Origin of the sequence: Allobaculum fili, from assembly GCF_020969955.1 — a bacterium.
Taxonomy (GTDB): domain Bacteria; phylum Bacillota_I; class Bacilli_A; order Erysipelotrichales; family Erysipelotrichaceae; genus Allobaculum; species Allobaculum fili.
In genome coordinates, this window is record NZ_JAHDSX010000024.1 from 1 (window position 1) to 26,591 (window position 26,591).

The 26,591-nt window shown below is 50.8% G+C and carries 23 protein-coding genes; 2 read left to right on the top strand and 21 right to left on the bottom strand.

The annotated features are described in order from the left end of the window. Nucleotides 1–277: 277 nt before the first annotated feature. The 5 genes from Afil_RS06610 to fmt form a co-directional block, all read right to left on the bottom strand. Nucleotides 278–1,606, bottom strand: a complete 1,329-nt coding sequence (locus tag Afil_RS06610) for a hypothetical protein (protein ID WP_230267780.1) — start codon at nucleotides 1,604–1,606, stop codon at nucleotides 278–280. A 457-nt stretch (nucleotides 1,607–2,063) separates the two neighbouring features. Next, on the bottom strand, nucleotides 2,064–2,327 hold the full coding sequence (gene rpsO, locus Afil_RS06615) for a 30S ribosomal protein S15 (protein ID WP_288338847.1): 264 nt from the start codon (nucleotides 2,325–2,327) through the stop codon (nucleotides 2,064–2,066). A gap of 86 nt (nucleotides 2,328–2,413) precedes the next feature. After that, nucleotides 2,414–3,523 (bottom strand): radical SAM family heme chaperone HemW, encoded by a 1,110-nt coding sequence (gene hemW / locus Afil_RS06620; RefSeq protein ID WP_230267782.1) that lies wholly within the window; start codon nucleotides 3,521–3,523, stop codon nucleotides 2,414–2,416. Continuing rightward, complete coding sequence (gene lepA, locus Afil_RS06625) at nucleotides 3,520–5,325, bottom strand: translation elongation factor 4 (protein ID WP_304504423.1); 1,806 nt, start codon at nucleotides 5,323–5,325, stop codon at nucleotides 3,520–3,522. Before lepA ends, hemW begins: the two co-directional genes overlap by 4 nt. Further along, entirely contained in the window at nucleotides 5,303–6,259 is a 957-nt protein-coding gene (gene fmt / locus Afil_RS06630; protein ID WP_230267784.1) for a methionyl-tRNA formyltransferase, read from the bottom strand. The genes lepA and fmt overlap by 23 nt, the downstream gene beginning before the upstream one ends. A gap of 109 nt (nucleotides 6,260–6,368) precedes the next feature. On the opposite strand from fmt, the gene rpsT reads away from it, so the two are divergent. Next, the gene (rpsT, locus tag Afil_RS06635; RefSeq protein ID WP_230267785.1) at nucleotides 6,369–6,632 is read left to right on the top strand and encodes a 30S ribosomal protein S20; all 264 of its coding nucleotides are present in this window, start codon (nucleotides 6,369–6,371) and stop codon (nucleotides 6,630–6,632) included. A 167-nt stretch (nucleotides 6,633–6,799) separates the two neighbouring features. On the opposite strand, the gene holA is transcribed toward rpsT, so the two are convergent. From holA to Afil_RS06695, 12 genes are all read right to left on the bottom strand, one after another. After that, complete coding sequence (holA, locus tag Afil_RS06640) at nucleotides 6,800–7,738, bottom strand: DNA polymerase III subunit delta (protein ID WP_230267786.1); 939 nt, start codon at nucleotides 7,736–7,738, stop codon at nucleotides 6,800–6,802. Nucleotides 7,739–8,002: 264 nt separating this feature from the next. Continuing rightward, the gene (locus tag Afil_RS06645) at nucleotides 8,003–8,656 is read right to left on the bottom strand and encodes a hypothetical protein (RefSeq protein WP_230267787.1); all 654 of its coding nucleotides are present in this window, start codon (nucleotides 8,654–8,656) and stop codon (nucleotides 8,003–8,005) included. Nucleotides 8,657–8,992: 336 nt separating this feature from the next. After that, on the bottom strand, nucleotides 8,993–9,463 hold the full coding sequence (gene greA / locus Afil_RS06650) for a transcription elongation factor GreA (RefSeq protein WP_230267788.1): 471 nt from the start codon (nucleotides 9,461–9,463) through the stop codon (nucleotides 8,993–8,995). A gap of 130 nt (nucleotides 9,464–9,593) precedes the next feature. Then, nucleotides 9,594–10,679: an endolytic transglycosylase MltG gene (gene mltG / locus Afil_RS06655; protein WP_230267789.1), complete on the bottom strand. Its 1,086-nt coding sequence runs from the start codon at nucleotides 10,677–10,679 to the stop codon at nucleotides 9,594–9,596. 38 nt (nucleotides 10,680–10,717) lie between these two features. Then, nucleotides 10,718–10,978, bottom strand: coding sequence for a DUF1292 domain-containing protein (locus Afil_RS06660; protein ID WP_230267790.1), 261 nt, complete (start codon nucleotides 10,976–10,978; stop codon nucleotides 10,718–10,720). A 214-nt stretch (nucleotides 10,979–11,192) separates the two neighbouring features. Then, nucleotides 11,193–11,630 carry a Holliday junction resolvase RuvX gene (gene ruvX / locus Afil_RS06665; RefSeq protein ID WP_230267791.1) on the bottom strand — a complete coding sequence of 146 codons (438 nt, stop codon included), beginning with the start codon at nucleotides 11,628–11,630 and terminating at the stop codon, nucleotides 11,193–11,195. Beyond that, nucleotides 11,631–11,882, bottom strand: a complete 252-nt coding sequence (locus Afil_RS06670; RefSeq protein WP_230267792.1) for an IreB family regulatory phosphoprotein — start codon at nucleotides 11,880–11,882, stop codon at nucleotides 11,631–11,633. A 27-nt stretch (nucleotides 11,883–11,909) separates the two neighbouring features. Continuing rightward, a complete protein-coding gene (locus tag Afil_RS06675; protein ID WP_230267793.1) occupies nucleotides 11,910–12,056 on the bottom strand; it encodes a hypothetical protein in 147 nt (48 codons plus the stop codon). A gap of 139 nt (nucleotides 12,057–12,195) precedes the next feature. Then, nucleotides 12,196–14,823, bottom strand: a complete 2,628-nt coding sequence (alaS, locus tag Afil_RS06680; protein ID WP_230267794.1) for an alanine--tRNA ligase — start codon at nucleotides 14,821–14,823, stop codon at nucleotides 12,196–12,198. A 442-nt stretch (nucleotides 14,824–15,265) separates the two neighbouring features. Continuing rightward, nucleotides 15,266–17,857 carry an SF1B family DNA helicase RecD2 gene (gene recD2 / locus Afil_RS06685; RefSeq protein ID WP_230267795.1) on the bottom strand — a complete coding sequence of 864 codons (2,592 nt, stop codon included), beginning with the start codon at nucleotides 17,855–17,857 and terminating at the stop codon, nucleotides 15,266–15,268. A gap of 57 nt (nucleotides 17,858–17,914) precedes the next feature. Further along, on the bottom strand, nucleotides 17,915–19,228 hold the full coding sequence (mnmA, locus tag Afil_RS06690; RefSeq protein ID WP_369413423.1) for a tRNA 2-thiouridine(34) synthase MnmA: 1,314 nt from the start codon (nucleotides 19,226–19,228) through the stop codon (nucleotides 17,915–17,917). A gap of 451 nt (nucleotides 19,229–19,679) precedes the next feature. Further along, nucleotides 19,680–20,051, bottom strand: a complete 372-nt coding sequence (locus tag Afil_RS06695; protein ID WP_230267806.1) for a helix-turn-helix domain-containing protein — start codon at nucleotides 20,049–20,051, stop codon at nucleotides 19,680–19,682. Nucleotides 20,052–20,901: 850 nt separating this feature from the next. Between Afil_RS06695 and cobA the strand changes: the two genes are divergently transcribed. Then, entirely contained in the window at nucleotides 20,902–23,019 is a 2,118-nt protein-coding gene (cobA, locus tag Afil_RS06700; protein WP_230267797.1) for a uroporphyrinogen-III C-methyltransferase, read from the top strand. Nucleotides 23,020–23,174: 155 nt separating this feature from the next. On the opposite strand, the gene Afil_RS06705 is transcribed toward cobA, so the two are convergent. The 4 genes from Afil_RS06705 to Afil_RS06720 form a co-directional block, all read right to left on the bottom strand. Further along, nucleotides 23,175–23,678 carry an 8-oxo-dGTP diphosphatase gene (locus Afil_RS06705; protein WP_230267798.1) on the bottom strand — a complete coding sequence of 168 codons (504 nt, stop codon included), beginning with the start codon at nucleotides 23,676–23,678 and terminating at the stop codon, nucleotides 23,175–23,177. 96 nt (nucleotides 23,679–23,774) lie between these two features. Next, entirely contained in the window at nucleotides 23,775–24,611 is an 837-nt protein-coding gene (locus Afil_RS06710) for an ABC transporter ATP-binding protein (RefSeq protein ID WP_230267799.1), read from the bottom strand. Beyond that, nucleotides 24,604–25,560 carry a FecCD family ABC transporter permease gene (locus tag Afil_RS06715; protein WP_230267800.1) on the bottom strand — a complete coding sequence of 319 codons (957 nt, stop codon included), beginning with the start codon at nucleotides 25,558–25,560 and terminating at the stop codon, nucleotides 24,604–24,606. Before Afil_RS06715 ends, Afil_RS06710 begins: the two co-directional genes overlap by 8 nt. Beyond that, nucleotides 25,550–26,572: an ABC transporter substrate-binding protein gene (locus Afil_RS06720; protein ID WP_230267801.1), complete on the bottom strand. Its 1,023-nt coding sequence runs from the start codon at nucleotides 26,570–26,572 to the stop codon at nucleotides 25,550–25,552. The genes Afil_RS06715 and Afil_RS06720 overlap by 11 nt, the downstream gene beginning before the upstream one ends. Nucleotides 26,573–26,591: the final 19 nt, after the last annotated feature.

A 26,591-nucleotide genomic window follows, 5' to 3' on the forward strand; every position in this document is an offset into this window, starting at 1 on the left:
ACTTTGGAGAAATCGATACCGAGATCGATTGCAGGGATGATTGATTCCATGAAAAAGCCTCCTTGAATAAAGGAATTATCCCAAGGAGGCGGTCGAGAAAATACCCGTCTTTTATTTGACGCTTACCCCTGTTCACAATACCTGTTCAGGTTCCCGGTCAGATTCTCCACTCTTCTCTGGCGGCTTTGCGCCAGACGAAAACGCCGCAGAAAACTCTGCGGCGCTGGTTTGTGATTGTATCTCGGATCGGTTGGATCCGTCTTTTTTCATTTACAGACTACTTTTTCGAAGAATCTGCTTTGGAGTCCGCTTTGGATTCGGTCTTGGATTCTGCTTTCGAATCTGCCTTGGAATCGGCTTTGGACTCTTCTTTGGACTCGCTCTTCGCATCGGCTTTGGATTCATTTGCAGCGCTTTCCGCTTTGGACGATGCCTCAGAAGATGCCTTTTCCTGGGAAGAAGCGCTCGAATCGGCTTTCTTCACGTCAAACTTCTGCAGAAGCTTGAACGTGTCGCCTTCCTTGAGGGATTCGTCTTTTACGCTCGTGAAGAAGCCTTCAAAGAATGTCATCCAGCTTTCCGGCGCAGCAGAAACGGCAACGGTATCGTTGCTGGACAGATCGAGACTGTCCTCGCCAAGGGTTGCCTTGGAGCGGGTAATGTTTTCGATTTTCTTAAGCGCGCCGTTGGCATCGGTCGTCAGAACGAGACGAACGTCTTCGAGATCGTAGCCGTCCAGAACGAGCGTTCCGTCGCCGCGAATATCGAGACGGCTCATGCCGTAGGAACTTTCGTATACACTGTCGAGCTGCGTATTGTAGGCTTCCGCATCGGCCATGGAAATGGTCCAGCGGTACTCGTTTCCGATTTTTTCGAGGGTGAAGTCATACAGATCCGGATATTCGAGCGGCTGCAGAAGCAGGTTCGATCCGAACATGGAATAAAGCGCGTAAACGACTGAGTTTTCAATCGCGGAATCGAGCTGGTCGGCTTCCACGGCCGCGTTTTCGTTTTCGTAGGAACTGATGCTGGTGATGGTCATTGGATCGTTGGCTCCAGCAATACGAACGCCGTCTGCAAGCGAGGTGTAGACCACGGTTTCCCCGTACGGAGAATATTCCGAAAGGCCGCTGATCTGCTGGTTGTTGGAAGCCTGATCGGCGTTTTCAGCTGCAGAACCGTTCTCGCTTCCCGATTCGACCGAGCTGCTTTCGCTGCTCGATTTTTCCTTTGCCTTTGGCTCGGTTTCATCTTTGAGCGAATATTCGTACAGCTGATAGAACCGGTCTTTAGCCGGTACGCGAATGTCGTAGCTTCTGAGAGACGTCTTCGTTCCTTCGAGCTTGTCCGAAAGCGTATCGATGGAAGTGGATGTTCCGCTTTCGTCGTAGACCAGACCGGCCGGATTTGCGTCGTACGTCTGATCAACGATGCCCTGGAACACTTCTACGATGTCATCCATCGTGGATTCGCTGCTAATGGCTGCCGCCTTTTTCAGCAGTTCGCTTGGGGCGTTGTCTTCCGTCACCGGGACGGGTTTGGCACATCCGGAAAGCAGCAGACCGCAGGCCAGCGCCCCCGCCGATGTCCATTTTAAAAATTTCATACGTGTACTCCTGTCTCTTTTCAGAAAAAAGGCATACGGCAGCCAGAGGCCAGCCAGGAACTTTTTTTGAAAATCATCACTATTGTAAATCGATCAAGCCCAGATCCAGACACAGACCCTTTTTCCTCTTTTTCGTTTTCCTGTTTCGCCCTTGGAAAACCCGTACTAAGCCGTCCGGTAAAAACGACGGCGGATACGGCGAGAATCTGTTTTTGTCTGTGCACTGTCTGACGGTATCGAAACTTTCTAAAAGAAAGATTAATTTTCCCAGGCATCGAAACTCTTTACATAAGCCAGAAAAGAATTGCGAAAGAATGTGAAGAATAATGCCGGAAAAATCCAAAGCCGGCATGATCCGTCAGAGCGGAAAGGGACCCTTTGTAGACAGTTCCTTTCCAGACGATAAAAGAAAACGGCAGTGCGTCTGGCACTGCCGAAAGCATAGCTTTGTTTTGGACTACTTTCTCAGACCGAGTTTTGCGATCAGAGCTTTGTAGCGGTCGAGGTCTTCGCGCTTCAGGTAGTTGAGCAGGCTTTTGCGGTGTCCAACCATTTTCATCAGACCTCTGTAGGAATGATAGTCGTGTTTGTGAACCTTGAAGTGCTCTGTGAGCTCGTTGATCCGGCGGGTCAGAATTGCGATCTGAACTTCAGGAGAGCCGGTGTCTCCTTCGTGTACGGCGTATTCTTTAATAATCGCCTGTTTTTCTGCACTGGTCATTTTCATATCCTCCTCAATGCATTTGGTGTCATTCAGCGCCAAGCAGGGGCTGGAGAACCCTGTGCCGGGCACGAATCTATATCAGATTACTCTTTACTCAAGAGAAAATCAACTAAAATCGAATCCAGAACTTCCATGCCGGATTCACTCAGGGAAAGCTTTCCGTCTTTTCGGATAAAGACGTCTTTCCACTTGTCTAAAACGTCCACGTAGCGGCTTTCCAGATCCATTCCGTACTTCGCGTTCCACTTTTGAACATCGAGACCTTCGCGTGTCCGCAGGCCGGTCATGATCGCGTCAAATTCAGGATTGGGATTTTCCGGGCGGATCTTTTCGAACGGATTTTCCATCCAGGCTTTTAAAGACGAGGCGTGTTCGTACAGTCCCGTTTCATCCCGGCCGACGGCACCAAAGCCAAAGCCGTAATACAGACCATCCTGCCATATGAGAAGGTTGTGTTTACCGTACGCCTGATTTTTCGCATAGGACGAAATTTCGTAATGCTCGTATCCGGCAGCTTCCAGCCGTTTTTCGATCGTTTCGTACTGCAGAGCGCAGAGATCTTCATCCAGATCGTCTTCGGAATACCGACTGCCAAAGCGGGTTCCCGGTTCGAGAATCAGCGAATAAATGGACAGGTGCGAAATGTCCAGATTCAAAAACGCGTCGAGATCCCGGTTGAGATCTTCCAGACTTTCTCCAGGAAAGCCGTACATCAGATCGGCGCAGATCCGCTCAATCCCGCTTTCTTTTAATAGCGCGATGGCTTTCAGCGAATTTGGAACGGTGTTCGTACGGCCAATCTGCTTCAGTCGTTCTTCATCAAAGGTCTGCAGACCGATCGAAACGCGATTGACTCCAGCTTCTCGATACAGCCGGAGCTTTTCTTTAGTGATCGATTCGGGATTGACCTCAACCGTCCACTCCGTATTTTCATTTGCAAAGTACTTAAACAGCTCGAGCAGCCGTTTTGTCTGTGAAAGATTCAGCACGCTGGGCGTACCTCCTCCAAAATAGAGCGTCTGAAAGCGAAAATCCGGATGGTTCTGCTTCAGCGGTCCAAGTTCAGCTTCCACTTCGCTTTGCAGGGCGTCGAGCCACGTATCGACAAGTTCAAGCCGGGCACTTTTGGCAAAGGCACAGTAGGAACAGATCGAGGAGCAGAACGGAACGTGAACGTAAGCCGAAGGGATCATTTGTCGTCATCCATGCTTAGAACGGCCATGAAGGCTTCCTGCGGAATTTCGACGCTGCCGACCATCTTCATGCGCTTCTTTCCTTCCTTCTGCTTTTCGAGAAGTTTTTTCTTTCGGGAAATATCGCCGCCGTAGCATTTTGCCAGAACGTTTTTGCGCAGCGCCTTGATGTTGGTACGGGCGATGACCTTGGAACCGATCGCTGCCTGGACCGGAATTTCAAACTGCTGTCTGGGAATCAGATCTTTCAGCTTGACAGCCATCGCGTTGCCGCGCGCGTAAGCGAAATCCTTGTGGACGATGATGCTCAGCGCATCGACCGGCTGACCGTTCAGCAGGATGTCGAGTTTCTGCAGATCGCTCTTTCGATAGCCGGAGAACGTGTAGTCAAAGCTGGCGTAGCCTTTGGTAGAACTTTTCATGCGGTCGAAAAAGTCGAAGATGACTTCCGAAAGCGGCATTTCATAAATGAGTTCCATGCGGGTGTCGTCGATCATCTGCAGATCAATGTACTCGCCGCGCTTTTTCTGGCAGAGATCCATCATCGTGCCGACGTATTCTTTCGGAACGAGAATTTCCGCTTTTACGTACGGTTCTTCGATCCAGTCAATGTTCTGCGCGGGCGGAAGAGCGGCCGGGTTGTCAACTTCTTCCACCGTGCCGTCGGTTTTATGAACCTGATAAATTACCGACGGACTGGTCGCAATCAGATTGAGGTTATACTCACGCTCCAGACGCTCTTCGACAACGTCCATGTGCAGCAGGCCTAAAAAGCCGCAGCGAAAGCCAAAGCCAAGCGCCTGCGATGTTTCGGGCTCAAACTGAAGGGACGCATCGTTGAGCTGCAGCTTTTCGAGCGCTTCCTTTAAATCGTCATAACGGGCATTGTCGACTGGATACAGACCGGCGTACACCATCGGCTGCATTTCCTTATAGCCGTGCAGCGGCGCGTCCGCCGGCTGATCGGCGAGCGTAATCGTATCGCCGACCCGCACGGTTTTAATGTCCTTAACCGAAGCAGCAACCCAGCCGACATCGCCGGCGGAGAGCTTTTCCTTGTTTAAAAGCTTGGGCGTACGAACGCCGAGTTCCGTGACTTCGTATTCGGCTTTGGACTGCATCAGACGAATGCGGTCGCCGACTTTGAGTTCGCCGTTTTTGACGGAAACCCAGGCGATAACGCCTTTGTACGGATCGTAAACGGAGTCAAAGACGAGCGCCTGCAGCGGCTTGTCCTTGGAACCGGTCGGCGCCGGAAGCTTGTTGACGATTTCTTCGAGAACCTTATCGACGTTCAGGCCGGATTTGGCTGAAATTTCCACCGCTTCCGAGCAGTCGAGGCCGATCAGGTTTTCAATTTCCTGTTTAACGACTTCCGGCTGGGCGCTTGGAAGGTCAACTTTATTGAGGACGGGAAGTATTTCCAGGTCGTTTTCCAGGGCCAGATAGACGTTGGCCATCGTCTGGGCCTGCACGCCCTGTGCCGCATCCACGACGAGAATGGCGCCTTCGCAGGCGGCCAGCGATCGGGACACTTCATACGAGAAGTCGACGTGACCCGGTGTATCGATCAGATGAAAGAGATAGTCTTCCCCGTTTTTTGCGTGATAAACCAGTTCAACGGCGTTGAGCTTAATGGTGATGCCACGCTCACGCTCCAGATCCATGGAGTCGAGAATCTGCGACTTCATTTCCCTCTTTTCCACCGAATCCGTCAGTTCGAGGATGCGGTCGGCCAGAGTGGATTTTCCATGGTCAATGTGGGCAATAATTGAAAAATTACGAATGTGCTGTTGATCCAAATGAATCCCCCGCTTTCTTATCGAGCAGGCTTCTGCCTTTTCCATTTAAAAAATCGGCGGACTTCATGGCAGGCTTTCCTTCAAGCTGCACTTCATCGAGCAGAAACAGTCCTTCGTGTCCGCCCATGGCAAACTGTTTCTTTCCTTTTTTGGTAAAGACGCCGATGCCTGGGGTTTCGCCCGGTTCGTAGCGTACTTCGAGAATCTTGAGCTTTTTGCCATCGGCGATGACATAGGCTCCAGGTTCTCTGGACAGGGCACGGATCTGGCAGCAGATCTGACGATCATCCCTGCTCAGATCGACCTTTTCGTCTTCCGGCAATATTTTCTGCGCGTACATAGCCTTGCATGCATCCTGCTTTTGGAAGACGAGTTCGCCTTTCAGCAGAGCAGGCAGATTTTTTACGATCAGCTTTCCGGCGGCTTCGCCCATTTTCTTAAAGAGCGTAGTCGAGGTTTCGCAGCTGTCGATTGGAATTTCAATACTGTCCGCGACCGGACCGGTATCCATTCCCTTTTCCATGAGCATGAGACACATACCGGTTTTGGGACAGCCGTCCCAGATCGCCCTTTGAATGGGAGCCGCTCCGCGGTATAACGGAAGCAGCGATCCGTGGAGATTGACGCACCCCTGTTTCGGTGCGTTCAGAACGCCTTCGGGGACGATCTGTCCGTAGGCGCAGGTTACGATCAGATCTGCATGGCAGTCTTCGATCGGTTTGTAGTCTTTGGAAATCTTCTCAGGTGAAAAGACGGGCAGGCCATGTTCAAGAGCAAGCTGTTTTACTTCGCAGGGCTGCAGTATGCCCTTGCGTCCTACCTTGCGGTCGGGCTGGGTAACTACGAGCACAATATTTGCCTTGTCATCAATCAGAGCCTGGAGAACATCCGCGGCAATTTGCGGGGTTCCCATAAAAATAATGCGATTTTCCATTTGTCGGCCCTCCTTTCGGATCACTATTATAAACGATAGTTATCCCTTTTGTTGCATCTCATAATTGGGTTTGCTATAATTTCAAAGCATTATGTCAGGAGGTGTCACCATGCCGCAGATCAAACAGCAGAAAAAGCGTGTTCTCACGAATAATAAAGCTAGAAGCCGCAATGTTTCGCAGAAATCCGCTCTCAAAACTGCCATTAAGAAAGTTCTTAAAGCTGTAGAAGCACAGGATAAAGAAGCAGCCCAGGCAGCTTACGCACAGGCTTGCTCCAAGCTTGATAAAGCTGTTGCCAAAGGTTTCAAGCATAAAAATTATGCTTCCAACCAGAAATCAAGACTGGCACAGGCTGTCAACTCCATTCAGTAAAATGAGAAACACGATATCCGATTGAAAGCTTAGCGTGATCCGTCGATATCGTTTTTTTATTTTGATATACAATCCGTAAATCAGCCGTAAAAAAGGAACCCGATCGTGTAAACACATCGCGTTCCTTTTTCATTTGGCAAAATTTTGATATTCGCATACCGCGCGGATTAAATTTCCTGCGCTCCCACCTGCAAAATAAAGTTTTCAAAGCCGGCGTCCTTGTCGATCCGCCCGCTTTTCATGCTTTCATCCAGCCGGCTGAGCCAGGCGAGATCATCGAGCAGCTGATCGGCCCGGAAGCGACGCGCGTTTCGCATCGAGTTCCAGATCCGCCCGGAAGAAGCGTTCAGAATTTTCATCATGTCATTCTGACTGCGGCCTTCGTCCATGAGTACGCGAACCTGATAGACAAATCGAATCTGGCTGGCCAGCAGAGCGAGAATCGCGATCGGCTCCATATTCTGCCGTCGAAAATTCCGGTACAGGCCAAGCAGGCGGACTTTATCTTTTTCGAAGAGGGCATCTGTCATTTTAAAGACGTTCGTTGCCGGTTCGACGGTGGTCATCGCCTTCACATCCCCCATAGAAAGGTGATTCGAATAGAGCGCCATCTTGTCGAGCTGCATGGAAAGGTTCGAGGAAGAATAGCCGGCGTGCGCGCAAAACCATTCAAACGCACCCGGATCCATCGTAATCCCCTTTTCCTTCATCATTTCCCTTACTTCCGCCGGCTGTGTCTTTTCAGTCAGACCGATGCATTCGATCACGGTCGAATTGGTCGCCAGCGTCTTGATCGCCTTTTTACGGGTATCGATCTTTTTGGAATGACAGAGGAAAACAACAACTTTATCGTCCGGCTTGCGTTCAGCGACTTTTGCCGGATCGACGCCAGAATCGTTTTTTGCACCAAGAAAAGAGGCGTTATCCACGATCAGGAGCGTTTTCGTTCCAAACAGATTCATCGTATCCATCTCAAACAGAAGTGCCGCTTCCCCATCCGCTTTCGCATCGATGCGAACGGTCTCTTCGCATTTCTCCTTTTCGCGGATCTTTTCGAGCTTATACTGCATTCTCGCTTCGTCTTCACCGACCAGAATATACATCATGGCTGCACCCTCATTTCCTGACTGCCTGTTTCCATTCTCCAGAAGGAGAATTCGAATTGCCTCTATTGTACCGGTCCTCTTCTCGAAAGCCAAAATCGACCCATCGCAGGGCTGGGTCAGGAACCGTTGACCCGAAGCCAATTCTCCTCGCCTGCTCTCCGCCTGTTCCTCGCTCTCCTCTCTGTTTCCTGAAGAAAAAAGGACCTGCCAAAGCGCAGATCCGAAAAAGGTACAAAAAGAAAAGCAGCTTGTTCTTTCCGTCGATCAGATTCTTGGCCCCTGCCAGAGATGCCGGCCGTACTGGGCATACATTTCGCTCATTCCCTGATACAGCGAAAGAATGGCGAACACGAACAGCAGCCAGGCGGAAAGCTGGGAAAGAAACGGAACAGAGAGCAGGTCGCCAAACGAACTGCTCAGAAAGCCAAGCGATACACAAAGATGAGCCACCCATACGTAAACGGGCGCATGCATCATCAGCGGCAGAAACGACAGCATGTATACGCCGCCCACCAGCAATACCACAGAAAGAATCCAGGGATGGAAATGAAGGTGACTAAGTTCTGCTGCGCTCCACGCGATCTGCGTCAGACCGTTTGCAAAGCCCAGAATAACAGAAAGAATCAGATTGATGTTTCCATGCGGATCATCCCGAAGCAGATTCATACGGCTTCCGGTAAAAGCCGCCACGCCAAGTGAAAGCTGCAAAACGCCCATGACTAAGCGGGCATCCGGTGTAATCATGACGATTTTAGACAGCCACGTCAGCGTGGCAAACATCGCAAAGACAAACTGCAGCGCCGGATCCGGTGAAGCGCCGCGCAGAATTCCCGGCTTTGTCATCGACGAGGAAGAATCCGCCGCTTTGGGCAAAATATCGTTTTCCATTCTGGATGAAGGATCCATTTCGTTTTTCATATTTCTCCTCCTTTGCCGGTTTGGATACGCCTGATTTTCTCTTTCGAATATTGAATTCTGGATTGGTCTGCACTCTGGTTTCCGTTCCAGAAATGCATTCTGGAAAAGGATGAGACAAAAAATGCGCAGAGAAACAGGCGCAGACAGGCGGCAGATCCAGATCGGGCTTTCGCTTCCATTATCCAGAACGAGCACAATCCCTTCCCTTACGGTGCCCGCTTTTGCCCGATCGGCGCCAGCCCCATCCAAAACACGTAAAGCTCCATAAGAAAAAGGCACTTCCTTTCCAGAGAAAAGAAATGCCTGATGATTTTGAAATGGAGTCAGGATGAAAAATCAGCTGACGGATTCGATGCGGACTTCGTAAGGTTCGTCAACGCCTTTAACGACAACCGTATCGCCGGCTTTTTTATCCATGATCGCTTTGACAACCGGAGTTTCATTGGACACTTTGTGTTCGTAAATGTCCGCTTCGAATGTACCTACGATCGTAAAGCTGAACGTGGAGTTATCGGAAAGATCGCGGATCGTTACGTTGGATCCAAGACGAACGTTTTTCGCGTCGCCGGTATCTTCTTCGATCAGAACCGCATTTTTGATAAGCGCTTCGAGTTCCTTGATACGGGCTGCTACACGGGCCTGACGGTCACGTGCAGCATCGTAGTCGGCGTTCTCGGACAAGTCACCCTGAGCACGGGCTTCCTGCAGTTCAACGATGACCTGCGGCTGAACGACATGAATCAGATCTTCAAGTTCGGCTTTATATTTGTCGAGACCTTCCTGGGTCAATAAAATCTTTTCTGCCATTGATTATTTCTCCTTACCTTATGCCATACAACAGACGTACGCTGTTTTCTGACGTATGTATTTCCTGCCGATTCCAAATGCAGAACGGGCAGTCGAAACAGGTGAATTGTACCACAGCCTCAAAACCGACTTAGTAATTGAGGTTGTATTTTTCCACGTTTTCGAGATGCTCTTCGTAAGTTCGTGCAAAATGCGTCGCGCCGTCTCCATAAATGTCGCTGACAAAATAGAGATAGTCGTTATCCGCTGGGGAAAGCGCCGCATCTAAAGCCGCTGCACCCGGATTGAGAATCGGTCCGATCGGCAGACCGTCATGCATATAGGTGTTGTAGGGCGAATCGATATCGGCATTGGTTTCGCAGTCTTCCGGCTTTTCGAACTGGTCATACAGTGCGTAGCACACCGTGACGGAGCTCTGAAGCGGCATGCCCTGCTCGAGGCGGTTTTTAAACACGCCGGCGATATCAGGCATAATCGACGCATCGCCCGATTCAAACTGAACGACGCTCGCAAACGTAACGATCTGCTGGACGCTCATCGAGGAGGCATCAAACTGCGCTTTATGTGCATCATAATATGCCTGGAACTGATCGAGCATCATGTAAGTGACCTGTTCGGCGCTCATGTCGAAATCCATGTAGTAGGTTTCCGGGTACAGATAGCCTTCGAGTTTTACAAAATACTGATCGTTGCAGACTTCCTCGGGATTGAGGAAGGAATAGCGCGTACTCGCCTGCTGAATGAACTCATTGCTGTTCCACAGATCGAGAAGCTGATCCGCCGTCAGATCCGGCAGCGCTTCGCTGATTCGCTTGGCGATATCCTTGGCCCAGCTTCCTTCCGGAATCGTCACGACCGCATAGGAGGCGGCGAGATTGGCCGGATCGGAAAGATAGTCAAGGATTTCGGGAACGCTCATGTTTTTCGCGAGTTCGTACGTGCCCACGTAATAGGAAAAGCCATCGTGAATTTTGGAATACCATTCGGCTGCCGTCCGGTTTTTCAGAAGGCCGGCTTCGTCAAGCGACGTGAGAACTTCAGCGGCGCTTTCACCTTCGGTAACTTTAATCGCGATGGATTCGGTCTGGTCAGAAACGGGTTCAAGTCCGCTCTGAAACCAGAACCAGCCTCCGGCTCCTGCGGCAAGCACAAGAACCAGAAGGATGATGGTAACAGTTAGTCCGACGTGTGATTTGCGTTTTCTTACTTTTTTCATTGCAGGAAAGACAGTACACTCCGTCAGGTCGACCTGAACTAGTCTTCTGTTTCCTCCTCGTCGGTCGCAAAAGCGCCGATGACTTCTTCAACCATGTTCCATTCGTCATCGGTTTCGATCGGAATCAGTTCGCCTTCATCGTTATAGGCGGAAGCGAATACTTCCTCTTCCGTTCCCTGCGGATCCTGGAAGACGACGTACTGTTTTCCTGTGTTCGGATCGTCAAACGTAAACAGAATGACCATGCGTTTTTCTTCGCCGTTTTCATCAACGACGTACAGTGAATTCGAGTCAATCATCGCGGTTTCTCCTTTCAGCTCCCTCAGGCCTGAGGGGATTCCCCTTATTACAGCTTTCTTTTATTTCTTTCTTACTGATGAACAGAATTCAGGGCAGATGATTTTTCGCTTATTTGTGCAATCGTCTGCTTCCTTTTTTGACTGTTCCTGTTCATTGTACCGAAAACATTGCCAGATTCTAAACGAATCTGGCGAATGAACAGACATGCATCAATTAAAAAGGCATCACCAGTCCGCCGCTCTGGCGGTCGAGATAGCTCTGCAGAATCTGTACGGCGGCCATCTGGTCGATGATCTGCTTTCTTTTCTTGCGCTTTACGTTGCCGGAAATCAGGATCTTCTCTGCGGCGGCGGTCGTCAGACGCTCATCCCAGAGTTCCACCTGGATGCCTTCGGCTTCCAGCAGTTTGGCAAACTTTTCTGAAACCTGACCGCGAATGCCGATATCGCCGTTCATGTGGCGCGGCAGACCGAGTACGACTTTTTTAACGCCGTTTTCCCGGATCACCTTCAGTACATCCTGCAAAGCCGCATCGTAGTCGTCCGGTGCAAAGCGGACCGTGGTCAGCGCTCTGGCGATCATGCCAAGCGGATCGCTGATCGAAATGCCGCAGGTTACCGATCCAAGATCAAGTCCGATAATCCGTTCCATTTATTTCTCCAGATACGCCCGGACGAGTTCTTCAATGATCTCATAGCGTTCAATCTTCTGGATGGTATTTCTGGCATCTTTATAAGAAGAAATGTAGGCAGGATCGGAACTGATCAGATATCCTGCGATCTGGTTTTCGGAATTGTATCCGCGTTCCTCGAGTGCTTCAGAAACTTCGCGAAGAATCTTTTTGATGTTCTCACGACGGATTTTTTCCGTGGTAAACATCACGGTTTCAGTAATACGGGCCATAATTTACCCTCCTCTATAATATTCTAATCATACACCAAGAAAAACAGGCTGAAAAGCAAGCGCCAAAAGCGCTCCAGAGACGTCAGGCGCGCAGTTTCCGCCCTTTTCCTGGATTCGAACTGCCTCCAGCATACCTTCTTTTGGACGCAGTCTTTCTTCTTTTGCCTGTTCCATTCGGACAGCGTCCGAACAAAGCAAGAGAAAAGCATGCAGGAAAACTCTCTTCGCTGCATGCTTTCGTCTTGCCTAACGCATTGATTTTCGGCTTGTATAAAGCCGTTTTGGCTCTGTTGATTTTGTTACTGATCCAGAATTAGAGCGATTTGGCCATCGCGGTAAAGGAATCGAAGGCTTCGCCGATCTTGGAGGCATCGCTGCCGCCGGCCTGAGCGAGGTCTTTTTTGCCGCCGCCTTTGCCGCCTGTAAGTACTGCGGCTTCACGAACGACGGTTCCTGCATTGACGCCTTTGACGATTGCATCGCTTCCTGCAGCAGCAACCAGCGTCAGCTTATCGCCGTTCTGCGCGATGAGCAGAATGGCTGCTTTCGGGTCGTTTCCTTTAATGCTGGAGGCAATTTCCTTCAGAGCCTTGCAGTCCATGTTGTCGACTTTCTTGCAGAGAACATGAAGGCCGTTGATGTCCTTGGATTCCATTGCCCATTCCTTGCACTTGAAGGAAGCAATCTGGTTTTCGAGTTCCGCAATTTTCTTCTGCAGATCTTTCATCTGATCGAAAGCGGAATCGATCTTCGCATCCAGATTTTTAATGCCTTTCGCCTTAGCGGTGTGCGCAATGTGCTCAAGCATTTTCTGCTGCGCTGCGAAATCGTTATACGCCGCCTTGCGGGTCTTGGCGGTAATACGACGGGTATCGGAACCGATGGATTCCTCGCCGACGATCTTGAGCACACCGATTTCACTCGTGTTGTCAACATGGCAGCCGGCACAGAATTCCTTGGAGACGTCGCCCATCGTTACAACACGAACCTGATCGCCGTACTTTTCATCGAACAGCGCGGTCGCACCGGTTTTCTTTGCGTCTTCAATATCGAGGATTTCCCAGGATACAGGAATGGAGTCGGTAATCATGTCGTTGACTCTGGATTCAATTTCCGCGAGTTTTTCTTCGCCGATCTTATCGCGCATGTTGAAGTCAAAACGCAGATAGTCCGGTCCGACAAAGCTTCCGGCCTGATGAATCTGATCGCCCAGTACGGATTTCAGTGCGCTCTGCAGCAGGTGCGTTGCCGAGTGGTTGGCCGTTACGTTTTCGCGGCGGACCGCATCCACGCTCTGCCATACGGTATCGCCGACATGCAGGATGCCTTCATCGAGTTCGATTTTGAGCAGGTGCTGCTTGTTGCGGGTTTTAACGCCATCCACTACGCGGGCTTTTACGGTATCGGAGCTGATCGTTCCGGTATCGGCAACCTGACCGCCGGACTGTACATAAAACGGCGTAACATCCAGGATCACCTGACCGTCGCCGTCGAGTTCATCGACAAGATGACCGTCCTTGAAGAGAGCGATGACTTTGCCTTCTTCGGCAAGAACGTTGTAGCCGTTGAATTTGCACGCGCCGGTGAAGTTCATCAGATCTTCGTTCTGGCTGGCGAAGGAATCTTCGACATTGCGGGCAGCACGTGCTCTTTCCTTCTGCTGCTTCATCTGTTCGTCGAATTCTGCGCGATCCGCTTTCAGACCGTTTTCTTCGGCGATTTCCTGGGTCATTTCAAACGGGAAACCGTATGTGTCGTAAAGCTTGAAGGTAATTTCACCGCTCAGCTTGCCGTCTTTGGCTTTGGCCATTTCATCATCGAGCAGCGCCTGACCGTTTTTCAGAGTTTTCTTGAAGATTTCTTCTTCCTGACGGATGACTTTTTCGTTTTCGTCAATTTTATCCGTCAGATACGGATAGAAGTCTTTCATGTTTTCGCTGACGGTCGGAACGAGCTTGTAAAGGAACGGTTCATCCAGACCGAGCTTCAGACCGAAGCGAACGGCACGACGGAGTACGCGGCGCAGAACGTAGCCGCGGCCGGAGTTGGAGAAGCCGGCACCGTCGGACAGCGCGAAGACGAGCGTACGGATATGGTCGGCAATAACGCGGAAGGCCATTTTGTTTTCGCCTTCGTATTTTTTGCCGGAAAGTTTTTCAGTTTCGTGAATGATCGGCAGGAACAGATCGGTATCGAAGTTGGTTTCGCCGTCCTGAACGAGCGCAACCAGACGTTCGAGACCCATGCCGGTATCGATGTTTTTCTGCGGCAGTTCCTTATAGTCCTTGCGGTCGATCGAAGGATCGCAATCGTACTGGCTGAATACGATGTTCCATACTTCGATGTAGCGATCGTTTTCCATTTCTTCAAAGAAGAGCTTTTCGCCAAGGTGCTGCGGATCGTACTTTTCGCCGCGGTCAAAATGGATTTCGGTGTCTGGTCCGCCCGGACCTTTGCCGATCTCCCAGAAGTTTTCCTGGGTACGCAAAATGTGCCTGGGATCTACGCCGCATACTTCGGTCCAGATCCGGTACGCTTCGTCATCATCCGTATAGACGGTGATGTAGAGCTTATCCTTGTCGATGCCCATCCATTCATCACTGGTCAGAAATTCCCACGCAAACGGAATGGCTTCCGGCTTGAAGTAATCGCCGATGGAGAAGTTTCCAAGCATTTCGAAGAACGTATGGTGACGGGCGGTTTTGCCGACGTTTTCAATATCGTTGGTACGAATGGATTTCTGCGCGTTGGCAATCCGGTTTTTCTTTGGCTTTTCCGATCCGTCAAAGTATTTCTTCAGTGCGGCGACACCGGCATTGATCCAGAGAAGCGTCGGGTCGTTATGCGGAATAAGGCTTGCACCGGGTTCGATCATATGGCCCTTGGATTCAAAGTAATCCAGAAACATCTGACGAACCTGATTTCCGGTAAGTTGTTTCATATGACTCCTTTCAGCAGTTTCCTGCTTATAATTCCCATTTCAAACTCGAATCTGAAGCGGCTATCAGAGCGTATGGACAGACAAAATAAAAAACGCCCCTGTTTCCAGGAACGTGTACACGCGATGCCATCCCGGTTTGCCCATGGTTTTCCCATGGACACCCTTAATTTTCTGATAACGCCAGACTGCGGCAGCTCAAGGATGGCTCGAGACAGATGCGCTGTCTTCTTTCACCGCCGAAGACTCTCTGCAAGCCGCAACTCTGTCCTTTTTCCCTTCAATGCTGCTTTTAGAAGTATAAACTCTCAAAAAGCTGTGCGCAAACAAATCCCATAAGAACACGTGCGGCCTTCCCATTCGATTCCCGATCGCCCATCCAAAACGTACACAAACTTCGGGCTACGCTCTGGAAACAAAAAGGACGCCTTATGTCGCAGGCATCCTATTTTGTTTCTTCAGAAGACTGGGATCGGAATTCGTCGTGCAGATCACCGGAATCCGATTCGTTTTCGCCGGCTGCATCGGACGCGTCCGGCTGAATACTTAAAGCTCTCTGATCCATATCGGCCGAATCTCCCGGATCCAGCGCTTCGTCCAGATCGAGATCTTCGATGGCGGATAAATCTACAATTTCCTTATCGATCGCCGATGAATCGGCATGGGTTTCATTTAAAGCGGATAAAACGGTCGATTCGTTTGAGCGTACCGGTTCTGCCTCAGCAGCCTGTGCAATCTGGGCATGATAGGCCGGCGAGGTCAGCGATGTGCCCGGCAGCGGCATATTCGTTCGGCTGACTGCTTTTTGTGCCTTCTCGCCTTGCTTTAGGCGTTTTTCGGCTACGCGTTTTGCGCAGAGGATTTTCCAGCGCAGACGTTCCTTGAGCGTGGTCTGCCGCGAAGCAGGATCGATACGTCTGGCGCAGATTTCAAAAACTTCCCGGACCGAAACAATCTTAAGATCCCGCTTGGCCCGGGAAACAGCGGTATAGACCAGACGTTTTGCGCTCATCTTCATCGCCTGTTCCGGAAGGGAAAATACAACGTCCTGATATTCCGAACCCTGCGCCTTATGGACCGAAACGCACCAGGCGTGGGAAATCATTGCGTTGAACGGGCTGGTCACTTCGTATTCGATGTTGTCAAAATGCACGAGAGCCGTACGGGTTTTCGGGACGATTTCCACGATTTCTCCAATATCGCCGTTGTAAATGCCTTCCTGAGCGATATTCACTTTTAACATGACTTTATCGCCTTCCCGGTAATGCACTTCGTGATAGCCGCCCTGGTTATGTCTTACTTTTTCTACGATTTCCGGCTTTGAAGTCGAAAAGGGGTTGAGCAGTTCCTGCATAATCGCATTCAGCTCAAATACGCCGCCTTCCCCTTCGTATTTCGGAGAAAGAATCTGCACCTTGCCGGGATTTGGCTTTTCCATGACGATCTGCGCGATCTGCTCCGACATTTTTTTCTCAGGCGCGCAAAGTTCGACGCCATCCGAAAATTCGAAGGGCTGCCCCTTGCGAATTTCATCCGACAGTTTTGCGATGCCGCTGCCTTTTTTCTGACGGTAAAGCTGGTCGAGATGAATCGTGGGAAACTCTTTTGAAGCGATCAGATCGCTGAGCACCTTGCCTTCCCCAACGCTTTCGAGCTGTTCTTCATCGCCGATGATCAGAAGACGGGTATTTGCGGGCATCGCTTTGAGCAGTGCAGAAAAGAGACGCGTATCGACCATGGAAAATTCATCCACGATCATAAAATCGCTCGAATACAGATTGTATTCGTTTTTTTCGAAGACATCCGCATCGGGATCCCAGCCAAGCAGCGAATGAACGGTACGTCCCGTGGAGCCCGTCAGTTCGCTTAAGCGCTTGGCAGCCCGTCCAGTCGGCGCACAGAGCTGATAGCGGCAGCCGGGCATTACGGTATCCAGACATTCGAGAATGGCTTTGACGATCGTTGTTTTACCGGTTCCGGGACCGCCGGTCAAAATGGAAACCGGACTGGAAAAGCACGTCTCAATCGCTTCGATCTGCTTTTCGCTGTACGTAATGCGATCGCGCCGTTCAATCTGCGCGATCTTTTCGATCAGAGACTGCCGGTCATATCCAGGATTGGATGAACCCGGATGTTCCTGCATCTGAAGCATCCGTTCAGCCAGAAGATCGCAGATCGAATTTTCCGCTTCCCAGAGAAACCGCGGAAATACGCGGTCTTTTTCCAGCTTGATCATTTCACAGTTGGACAGGGTAATCAGACTTTCTTCAAAATGGTCCATCCGCTCGCAGAGCTCATACAGAAACGGACGGACAATGAATGTACTGCCGCTCTGGAAACAGGCGTTTTTCAGTTCGTAGTAAATTCTCGCTTCTGCGCGCTGGTGATCCGTGGCGGAAAGCTTCAGTCCGTTGGCAATGCGCGTACAGGCGCCATACGTTACGCCCATCCCGCCGTAAAACGGGGCGAAGCAGCTTTTCTGTAAATCTTCCAGAGAGTAATTGCGGGCGAGAATCGCACGCGTTTCGGACAGGCTGACGCCCCAGTGCATCAGGGTCAGAGCGAGTTCTTCTTTTCCCTGCAGATTCGCAATGCCTTCGCTGACGCGTACCGCCAGATTTGGGCGCAGATCGCATTTGGTGATCAGGACTTCCGGATTTTCTCGAATTTTCTCAAGCGCGCTTTCCCCGAGCGCGTCGACGATTTTTTCGGCGCTGCGCTGGCCGACATACGGGAAAAAATCGGAACTGAGAAAGCGGACCAGCGTCTCTTCCTTGCTGGTTTCCTGCGCCTGCCAGCTTGAAACTTCAAACTGAAGTCCATAGCGGGGATCCTGAATCCAGTGTCCGAAAAGCGTCACCGCGTCTCCGACGAGCAGAGAATTCAGACCGCCGCCCTTGAACACCAGATCTCTTTTTTCTTCATACTGCAGACGGCCGATCTTAAAGCTTCCCCGCTCAAAAATGAAAGTGCGGACGGTTCCGCTTATCGATTCGGTTTCCGGCTGTTCCAGCTCCAGCGTTTCGTACTCGCTCATAACTTCTCCCGTCTTTCTGGCCATTCCATTTCGAAATTGGAAATCGATCCGGCTTGCTTATTTCGTGTCTTCGGTTTGAGAAGACGCGCTGTTCTGCTCTTTGGCAGCTTTACGTCGGGCCTTTCTGGCCTTTTCCCGCTCTTTTGCTTCTTTTTTCTTTAATGCTTCCGCCTGACGAACGGCCTCTTCTTTCATTGCGGCTTCGGCTCGGGTCTCGATCGTTTCAAAGACATCGCGATCTTCAAAGAAAACTTGTTCAATGACACCGCCGCCCAGGCATTTATCGGCCATGTAAAATACGGCTTCCTGACCAGGCGTAACGGCTTCGACACCCTGCGGATAGGAAACGATCGCCTGATTGCCATGAACCTCGAGGGTTACCGGAATGTCCTTCTGGCGATAGCGGAATTTCACCGTGCACTGTTTCGGGAATTCAAATCCGTCGGGAACGAGCCAGTTGATCCTTTCAATACGGGCACGATCCGAAACGAGCCAGTGCATCTGGTCGGTACGGGCTACGAAAAGAAGGTTTCGTTCGACGTCCTTTGCTGCGACAAACCAGGGGCCGACAAAGCCGGTAATGTTTAAGCCTTTTCGCTGACCGATCGTGTAATACAGCACCCCCTGATGGGTACCCAGTTCCCGACCGGTATCGATATCGATGATCTTTCCTTCTTTCGCCGGCAGATAGTTGCTTAAAAACTCCCGGAAGTTGCGTTCGCCGATAAAGCAGATGCCGGTGGAATCCTTCTTTTTGGAAACCGAATCCAGAAGAAGCTGACCGGCCAGCCTGCGCACTTCCGGCTTAGTCAGCGTACCTAATGGAAAGAGCGTTCTGGAGAGCGGCTCTTTGGCGATCTGCGCCAGAAAATACGTCTGGTCCTTATTCTGATCGGCGGCACGGCCAAGCCAGGCAAATCCGTCTTCGTCAATGCGCGAGCAGTAATGACCGGTCGCGATAGCATCGAATCCGTTTTCCATGGCGTATTTATAAAAGGAGTCAAACTTGATGTACTGATTGCACAAAATATCCGGATTCGGCGTCCGGCCTTTTTTGTATTCTTCCAGGAACGTCGTAAACACGTTGTCCCAGTACTCCCGTACGAAATCGACACGAAGCAAGGGCAGCTGCAGATGCTTTGCAACGGCCTGGGCATCGTGATAGTCCTGCTCCTGCGGGCAGACGGAATTGTACAGATCCGGATTTCCCGCAATGTCATGGTTGAGAAACGAATCCCAGTTGCGCATGAAGCAGCAGGTCACTTCATGGCCCTGCTCCTTCAGTAAATAGGCGGCAATGGCACTGTCCACGCCCCCGCTCAGTCCGACGAGTACTTTCATACTTGAACTCCTTTCCTGTTCTGTTTCGATATTCCTTCAAGGATAAACTGCCAGAGAAAAAACGGCTGCCGGATCCCGTCTGTTCTGAAACCGTGCAGACTTTCCTCTTTTTCGTCCTTTTCTTTTGGCGCCTGAGGACGCGAAAACCTGCACCGTTAAGATTGTGCAGGGAAATTTGCAGTTCTTTATATTTTGGACTTCCGAGGGCAGTCTGTCAAAACTGCCTCTTTTTCACAAGACGGGCAGTCCAGACGGCCGGCAAGGCCAGTATGAGAAAGCAGCAGCCGACTCCAGGCCGGTCTTATTAGGGGTATACGCAGATCCGCAGCCGAGCCTTTCTCTATTTTCAGTCTGGTTTCGATATTTTCTGTCTGGTTTCTGGCGATCTGTCTTTGCTGTCCCATGGAAAAAGGCTGCCCTTTTACAGACAGCCTTAAATAGTGGTTTTGGGATACGGTGCAGCAGCTGAAAAGCGAAGCCTTCAGTCCATCTCTTCAACCGGTTCTTCAGGCAGACAGAGAACCGGGCCTTCCCCGTTTTGTAATGCTGCGTCCTCAATAGGAATGAAAGAAATCCGCAGTTCCATCCCCAGGCCGTCGGCCAGCCGCTTGAGCAGCTTCAGGGAAGGGTTGCGATGTCCCCGCTCGAGCTTGGAGATATCGCCCTGGTCAATACCGGTGCGGCGGGCTAGCTCGCTCTGCGTGATCTGCAGTCTTTCCCGGGTATCCAGAATGGCATGAACGATTGCGTATTCAGGACTGCCTTCTTCGAGGTCAATCGGTGTTTCCCGCTTTGAAATAACCATAATCAGATCGGCTTCTCCAAAAGGTCCGTCATGAACCGGACCTGTCATTTTCTTCACGTGCCGGCGAAAGCAGCAGCCGGACAAAAACCGTACGAAAGAAAACAGCCCCTGCTGGATTTCAAAATCCAGGCTGCCTGCTTCATGATGCATTTCAGGAGCTTTGCACTCAGAATTCCGGTTTGCGAAGAAGCTTTTCCTTTCTGAACTCGCCGGATCGATTCACGTTCTTAAAGCCCATGGAACGTCTTTGAACAATCTTAATCCGGCCGGGGTGGGAATAATGAGGCGGAAAGTACCCATTCAGCATTTTTTCTGTCGATAAATTAAGATTTTTGTATACCTTTATCATCTTTACAGGGTAATAGAATTGCACGAAATTGTGCTGAACGTGTCTTTAAATTTAGTTTGTATCTTTATGAGACAATTTACAATATTTTTTTATTCGTCTTCCACAATTTTATTCAAATCGGATCCGGATTATGTTGAAATCCGATTCAAATGGGTTCGAATCGTTTTGTGATGATAGACTCATCCATTTGAATGCGCATTCATTTTGAAGTGTTCCTGTACATTATGCCCCCTTCCCGGAATTTCCTCTACTTATAAAGAAAAGAGGGTTGCTTTTGTTAAGAACAAGTAAGGGAAAAAGCGCTGTGAAAGAATTCCTTTCATTTTCATTAACGATTCCTTATTGCTTTCTAATATAAAAGTGCTAAATTCCAGCTCCGGTCATTTTTTAAAAATCCGTTTTGTCCGTCTTTTTCCCTGCCCGAATTTCCTTTCCCGTTTCCTTCTGGAGAAATCCTGTTCGTATTTAAGTACCTTTTCTCGATCTTTGCGTACGATAGTCTTGCCTTATGTTTCATTTAAGGCGTGCAGAAAGATGGAGTTTTTATTCATGGCCTGGTTTCCTCTGTTTTTTGATCTGGAAAACAAACCCGTTCTCATTCTGGGCGGCGGTCATGCCGCTCTGGAAAAAGCGCAGCGGCTTCTTCCCTTCCATGCCCGTATTACGGTCTGTTCCCCTTCTTTTCTTGAAGCATTTGCGTCTTTACCCGTGATGCAAATCGAGCAGGAATGGTCGCCCGACTGGTTTTGTCCGACCGACTATCTGCTGATCATTGCGGCGACCGATCAGCCCGAAATCAATCACGCGATTGCCCTGTGGGCCAAAGAGAAAAACGTTCTTTGCAACTGCGTGGACGATCCGGACTGGTGCACCGTCACCTTTGGAGCGGTCGTTTCCGGAACGGAGTACGCTATCGGCATTTCCACTTCCGGCGCTTCGCCGACGGCTGCCCGCTATTTAAAACAGAAAATCCGGGAGATCGTCCCGGAAGACTTTGATTCCATTCTTCTCTGGCTGAAGCAGCTTCGCCCTTATATTCGCGAGACCGTTCCGTCTTCCCTTCGGCCCGTCGTTTTTCGAAGGCTGTTTGAAGACGCCATACGGAAAGGAAGTGCCCTTTGTGCAAAGGAAGTCGAACGGCTGATTGAGCACGCAGAACACAGGAGGAACTCTATGAATCGAAAGCCTGAAATTTCTCTGGTCGGGGCCGGATGTGCCGGTATTGAAGGCCTTACACTCGCTGCCCGGCATGCGATCGAACGCGCGGATGTCATCGTCTATGACCGTCTGATCGATCCGGAAATTCTGGATTTAAACCCCAATGCTGAAAAAATCGAACGCGGCAAGCGCGGACATGAAAAAAGCTCCAGTCAGCAGGAAATTCATGAACTGCTTCTGGAGCTTTCAAAACGGTATGCGCATATTGTCCGTCTGCAGGGCGGCGATCCGATGGTCTTTGGCCGCGGCATGGAAGAAATCGAAATTCTTCGACAGCACAATATCGATCTGCAGGTTCTTCCCGGCATTTCGAGTTTTTACGGCATTCCCGCCAAAGATCTCTTTGGTCTGACCCGGCGAAATGTTGCCGGCGGATTCATGGTTCTGACCGGAACGAGCGAAAACACACCGCGAACAAAGGAAGAATGGAAAAACATTGCTGAATTTTCCGGAACGATCGTCTTTCTGATGGCGATGAACCGGCTTGATGAAATTTCCCATCATCTGATGGAAGCCGGTATGGATCCGCATACGCCCTGCGCCATTTTTTCGTCACGCTCATCCATGATGACCGCCAGCGCTTCCTGCACGCTCGATTCGCTTTCTGCCTGTGCAAAAGAGCATCAGCTGTTTTCGCCGGCCATCGTAGTCATTTCCGGAACGGCCGCTTTATACGATCCGCCCAGGCATTTGCGCGTCGGGCTTTGCGGATCGGACGCTCTCAATCAGAAGCTGAAAGATCTTCTCCCCGCTTCTGTGCAGTATCAGCAGCTGCTCAAAGTCCGCTATCACGATCTGCCTTTGCCAGACGATCTGTTTGATTCAGGTCTGCCGCAGTGGATCGTTTTGACCAGCGCGCACGGCATTCATGTCCTCATGCGCGAATTTCAGCGCCTGCACATCGATCATAGGAAACTGGCCAATACCCGGTTTGCGCTGATCGGACGCCAGAGCGCCAGAGTTCTCGAATCGTACGGGATTTTCGCCGACCTTGTCGCATCGCCTTCCTCCAGTCAATCCCTTCTTGAAACCCTCAAGCCCGAACTCGCTGAGGGAGATCGCGTTTTCCTCGCACAAAGCCGGCAGGCCATTGATGTTCTCTCCAGAGGACTGCAGGAAATTTCTTCGATTACTGTGCTAGAACATCCGCTCTATGAAGTGACTTTTGAAAGTTCGAGCATGGATTTTCTCCCGGCAAAAGTAAAAGACGATTCACCGGCCTGGAAAGAGCTTCTCCAGACGGATGTGCTCGCCGTTTCCAGCCGGGAATGTGCCAAAGCCGTCCTGCGCGATCATCTGCTCGACCGTACAAAATGTATTGTTGCCATTTCGAAAGAAGTTGCCGATATTCTGGAAAATGAACGCAGTAAGAGAGCGATCGATCTTCGCATTGCCGAAACGCCAGATGCACACGGCATGGCCGAAGCCATTGAAACGCTGCTTCCCTGACCCCATCACGTATGCAAAGACCCAAAATACGAAAACAGGAAACACGAAGACATAAAAATGCGAACAGCCAGCTTAAAGCCGTTCGCATTTTTTCGTGCAGTCAGAGATTTCCTCTGCCTGTTTCTTTTGAAATTTTCGTTGGAAGCCAGACCGGATCAGCTTCCGGCTTTGTGTTCGGCTTTGAGCTGTACCGGCTGCTCTTTGTCATCGTAAAAGAGAATCGGCACATACAGACCGTCTTCGATTCGATACTGAAATTCACCGAGATGATCGTTGTCCATCGCTTCCAGCATCAGATCAAAGTCCATGACGAGTCCCTCTGGGAGTTCATCCCTCTTAAACCAGCGGTTTTCGCCTTCTTCGCTGGAAATCAGACTGCCTTCGAAGTCGTCTGAGCGAAACAGGAAAACGATATAGCGGGAATCGCCATGAGGAAACTGTTTCACGCCGACCAGTTTCACCGTACGCAGGCGCAGCCCGGTTTCTTCGAGAACTTCCCGCTTGCAGGCGTGGACGAACGATTCGCCGTGTTCGACATGGCCGCCGGGGAAAACCCAGCCGTCCCATTCGCCTTTATTCCGTTTCTGTAAAAGAATTTCATCATTCCGTGTGAGCAGACAGATCGTCGTCAGCTCGCAAGATTCGAGTTTATGCTTCATCGTTTCGTACCTCTTTTCTCTCTTTTCAAACCGGTCCTGTATAAACCGTTTGAGCCGTAAAGAAAACGTACACCCATTCCTGAAAATCGAAAAAGTTTATTCATCCCGTACCGTAAAGAACGTTCGATTTTCACGAAGCGGAAACAGTCTGGCTGTTCGGGTAGACGGGTCCCAGTCGTTCAGGCGGATCTCGAAAACTTCCTGTAGAAGATCGCTTTGGGCAAGTTCGATTGCGCTGCCCTGAAACACTTTCTGATGTCCATCCAGGACGAGAATTTCATCCGCATAGCGTAAAGCGAGATCAAGATCGTGCGCCACGACGACGAGAATGCGCGAAGGATCTTTCAGCATGCAGAGCAGATCCATGAGTTCAAAACGCGCGGAAGGATCGAGGTTGGCTCCCGGTTCATCCAGAAACAGACAGTGCGGGTTTTGAACGAGCACCTGTGCGATGGCCGCTTTCTGCCGTTCGCCAGCGGACACTTCATCCAGGCGATGCGTCGCCAGCGCGTCAATCGACAATGCACGCATCGCATCCTGTGCCCGTTTTGCTGCATCTTCTGACTGCATGCCGGAGAGATCTGTCTTCCCGGCTTTTTTCCAGAAACGCGAAAACCGGCTCTCTTCTCTGGCGTAATCGCCCAGTTCCACAAAGCGCTGAACGCTCATCTGCACATTGAGCGTATCGTCCGCGATTCGCCCGGTAATTCTCGCCCGTTCCATCGCAGAAAGAGGAAGGAGATTTTTCCCGTTGTACAATACGCTGCCGCTTTGCGGTTTCATCCAGCCGCCGAGAATGGAAAGCAGCGTACTTTTGCCGGAACCGTTGCGGCCGAGGATGATATACAGCTTTCCTTCTTTAAAATCGGAGGAAAAGTCTTGGATGACGACTTTGTTTCCGTAGCCGGCGCGAATATGTTCAGCTTTAAGCATCCAGTTTTCTCCTTTCCAGAAGCAGATAGAGAAAATACGGACCGCCAGCCAGTGAGAGGACCAGTCCGGCCGGCAGCTCCCACGGAAGCAAAATCCAGCGGCCGATCAGATCCGCCGCGCCGACGAGCAGTGCGCCGACCAGAACGCAAAGAAGCAGAAACGTCTTAAACGGCAGACGATAGCGCGAAAGCCAGGCAGGGACAATGAGGCCGACAAAGCCAAGCATGCCGCAGAGCGAAACGACCCCGCACGCCAGCAGCGCGCAAAGAAACAGAAAGAAGACACTCCATTTTTCCACATTCAGACCGAGCGTCTGTGCCTGCCGGTCGCCAAGCGTAAACATTTCCAGTTCTCTGGAAAAGAGGAACACCAGAACAATTGCCGGCAAAATCAAGATGGACGCATACAGATCCTTATTTAAGGAAAGCGAAGCCAGCGATCCGATCTTAAACGAGGCATAGCCGCTCAGCGCATCCGGGACCAGGACGGTCAGAAGATCGATCCCGGCAGAAAACAGCTGGCTGATCGCCATGCCCGCCAGCAGGATTGTCAGCCGGGACGCTTTTCGCTTTCTGGCCAGATTGGCGACGAGAAGGCCGCACGCCAGACCGCCAAAAAAGCCGAACACCGTTCCTGCGCTGAAGGAGAGCGGAAAGAGACTGCTGCCAAGAATGGTAAAAAAGCCGACCGAGGCGTTGACGCCGATGATGTTGGCCGAGGCCAGCGGATTATGCAAAATGGTCTGGACCAAAGCGCCGGAGAGCGCGAGCGCACTTCCCGCAAGAAGAGCGCCAAGTACGCGCGGCAGACGCAGATGCAAAACGATCGAGCGCATCGATTCCTGCATCGGATCCAGCCAGCCGGCCGGACCGGCCAGTATGGAAATCACAGAAAGCCCAACCAGGAGAATGAGCGCGCCAAGCACCATTTTGCGCGGTTTACTCGCCATAGACGATCGTTTCGAGATTTTCCAGAGCATCCGCCCACTTCGCGTTTGGCTTCAGGTTGTACAGCTTCTGATCGAGGACATACACTTTTCCGTTTTTAACCGCGTCCAGGTTTTTCCATGCATCGCTCTGAAACAGGGCATCGGCGATTTCCTGCGCCTGTTCGTTCGTTTTTCCCTGCGCGACATAAAAAATCTGATCCGGGTTTTCTTTCGCGATGACTTCCATGGACAGCGTGTCCAGACCGTCTTCGCCAGCAATGTTTTCCGTTTTCAGATCCGCTAACATGGAGCCTAATACTGAGTTGGAAGAGCCAAGCGCCTTGATTCCCTTTCCAGTTTCGCGAAGAGCCAGAACTTTTGGCGGGTTATTGCGCTCTTTGTTTCGAATGGCTTCGATGCGTTTCTGCTGTTCGAGACCGTTCTTTTCATAGCTGCTTGTATCCCCGGTAATACGACAGAACTGTTCCAGGACGCGCAGATAGTCTTCAAAGGAAGACACATCATAGTAAACGACAGGAATGCCGGATTCCTCCAGCAGATCCGCCATTTTCTTCTGAGAATCGTTTTTGGCACTGGCGATGACCAGGTCCGGATCGGATGAGAGCAGCGTTTCCTGCGCAATGGATTTCACATCGCCCAGATCCTGTACCTTTTCGGAATCGAGATCCAGATCAAAGGACGTCCACGTATCGTGCGCCGCTGCCGCAATCTGATCCTTGCCGCCGGCATCCGCAAAAAGGTCCGCAAAGCTTCCGATCAGAATGGCTGCGCGCTCCGGCTTTTGAATTTCGACCTCACGGCCAAGATCGTCCTTAAGAACAATCGTCTGCTCATCCGTCTGGGTGTAAAGCGCCGAAGAGAGCGAGGACGTCTGGGAAGAAACGGAAGCATCCGCGGTTTGCGAAGAGTTCGACGCGCAGCCGCCCAGAAGAGAAGTCACGGCGGCGCAAAGCAGAAGGCGCGAGGCTAAGGAAGATTTTAAATTCAGGTTTCGTTTTGTAATTTTGTTCATAAGACAGTATTTGAATGGT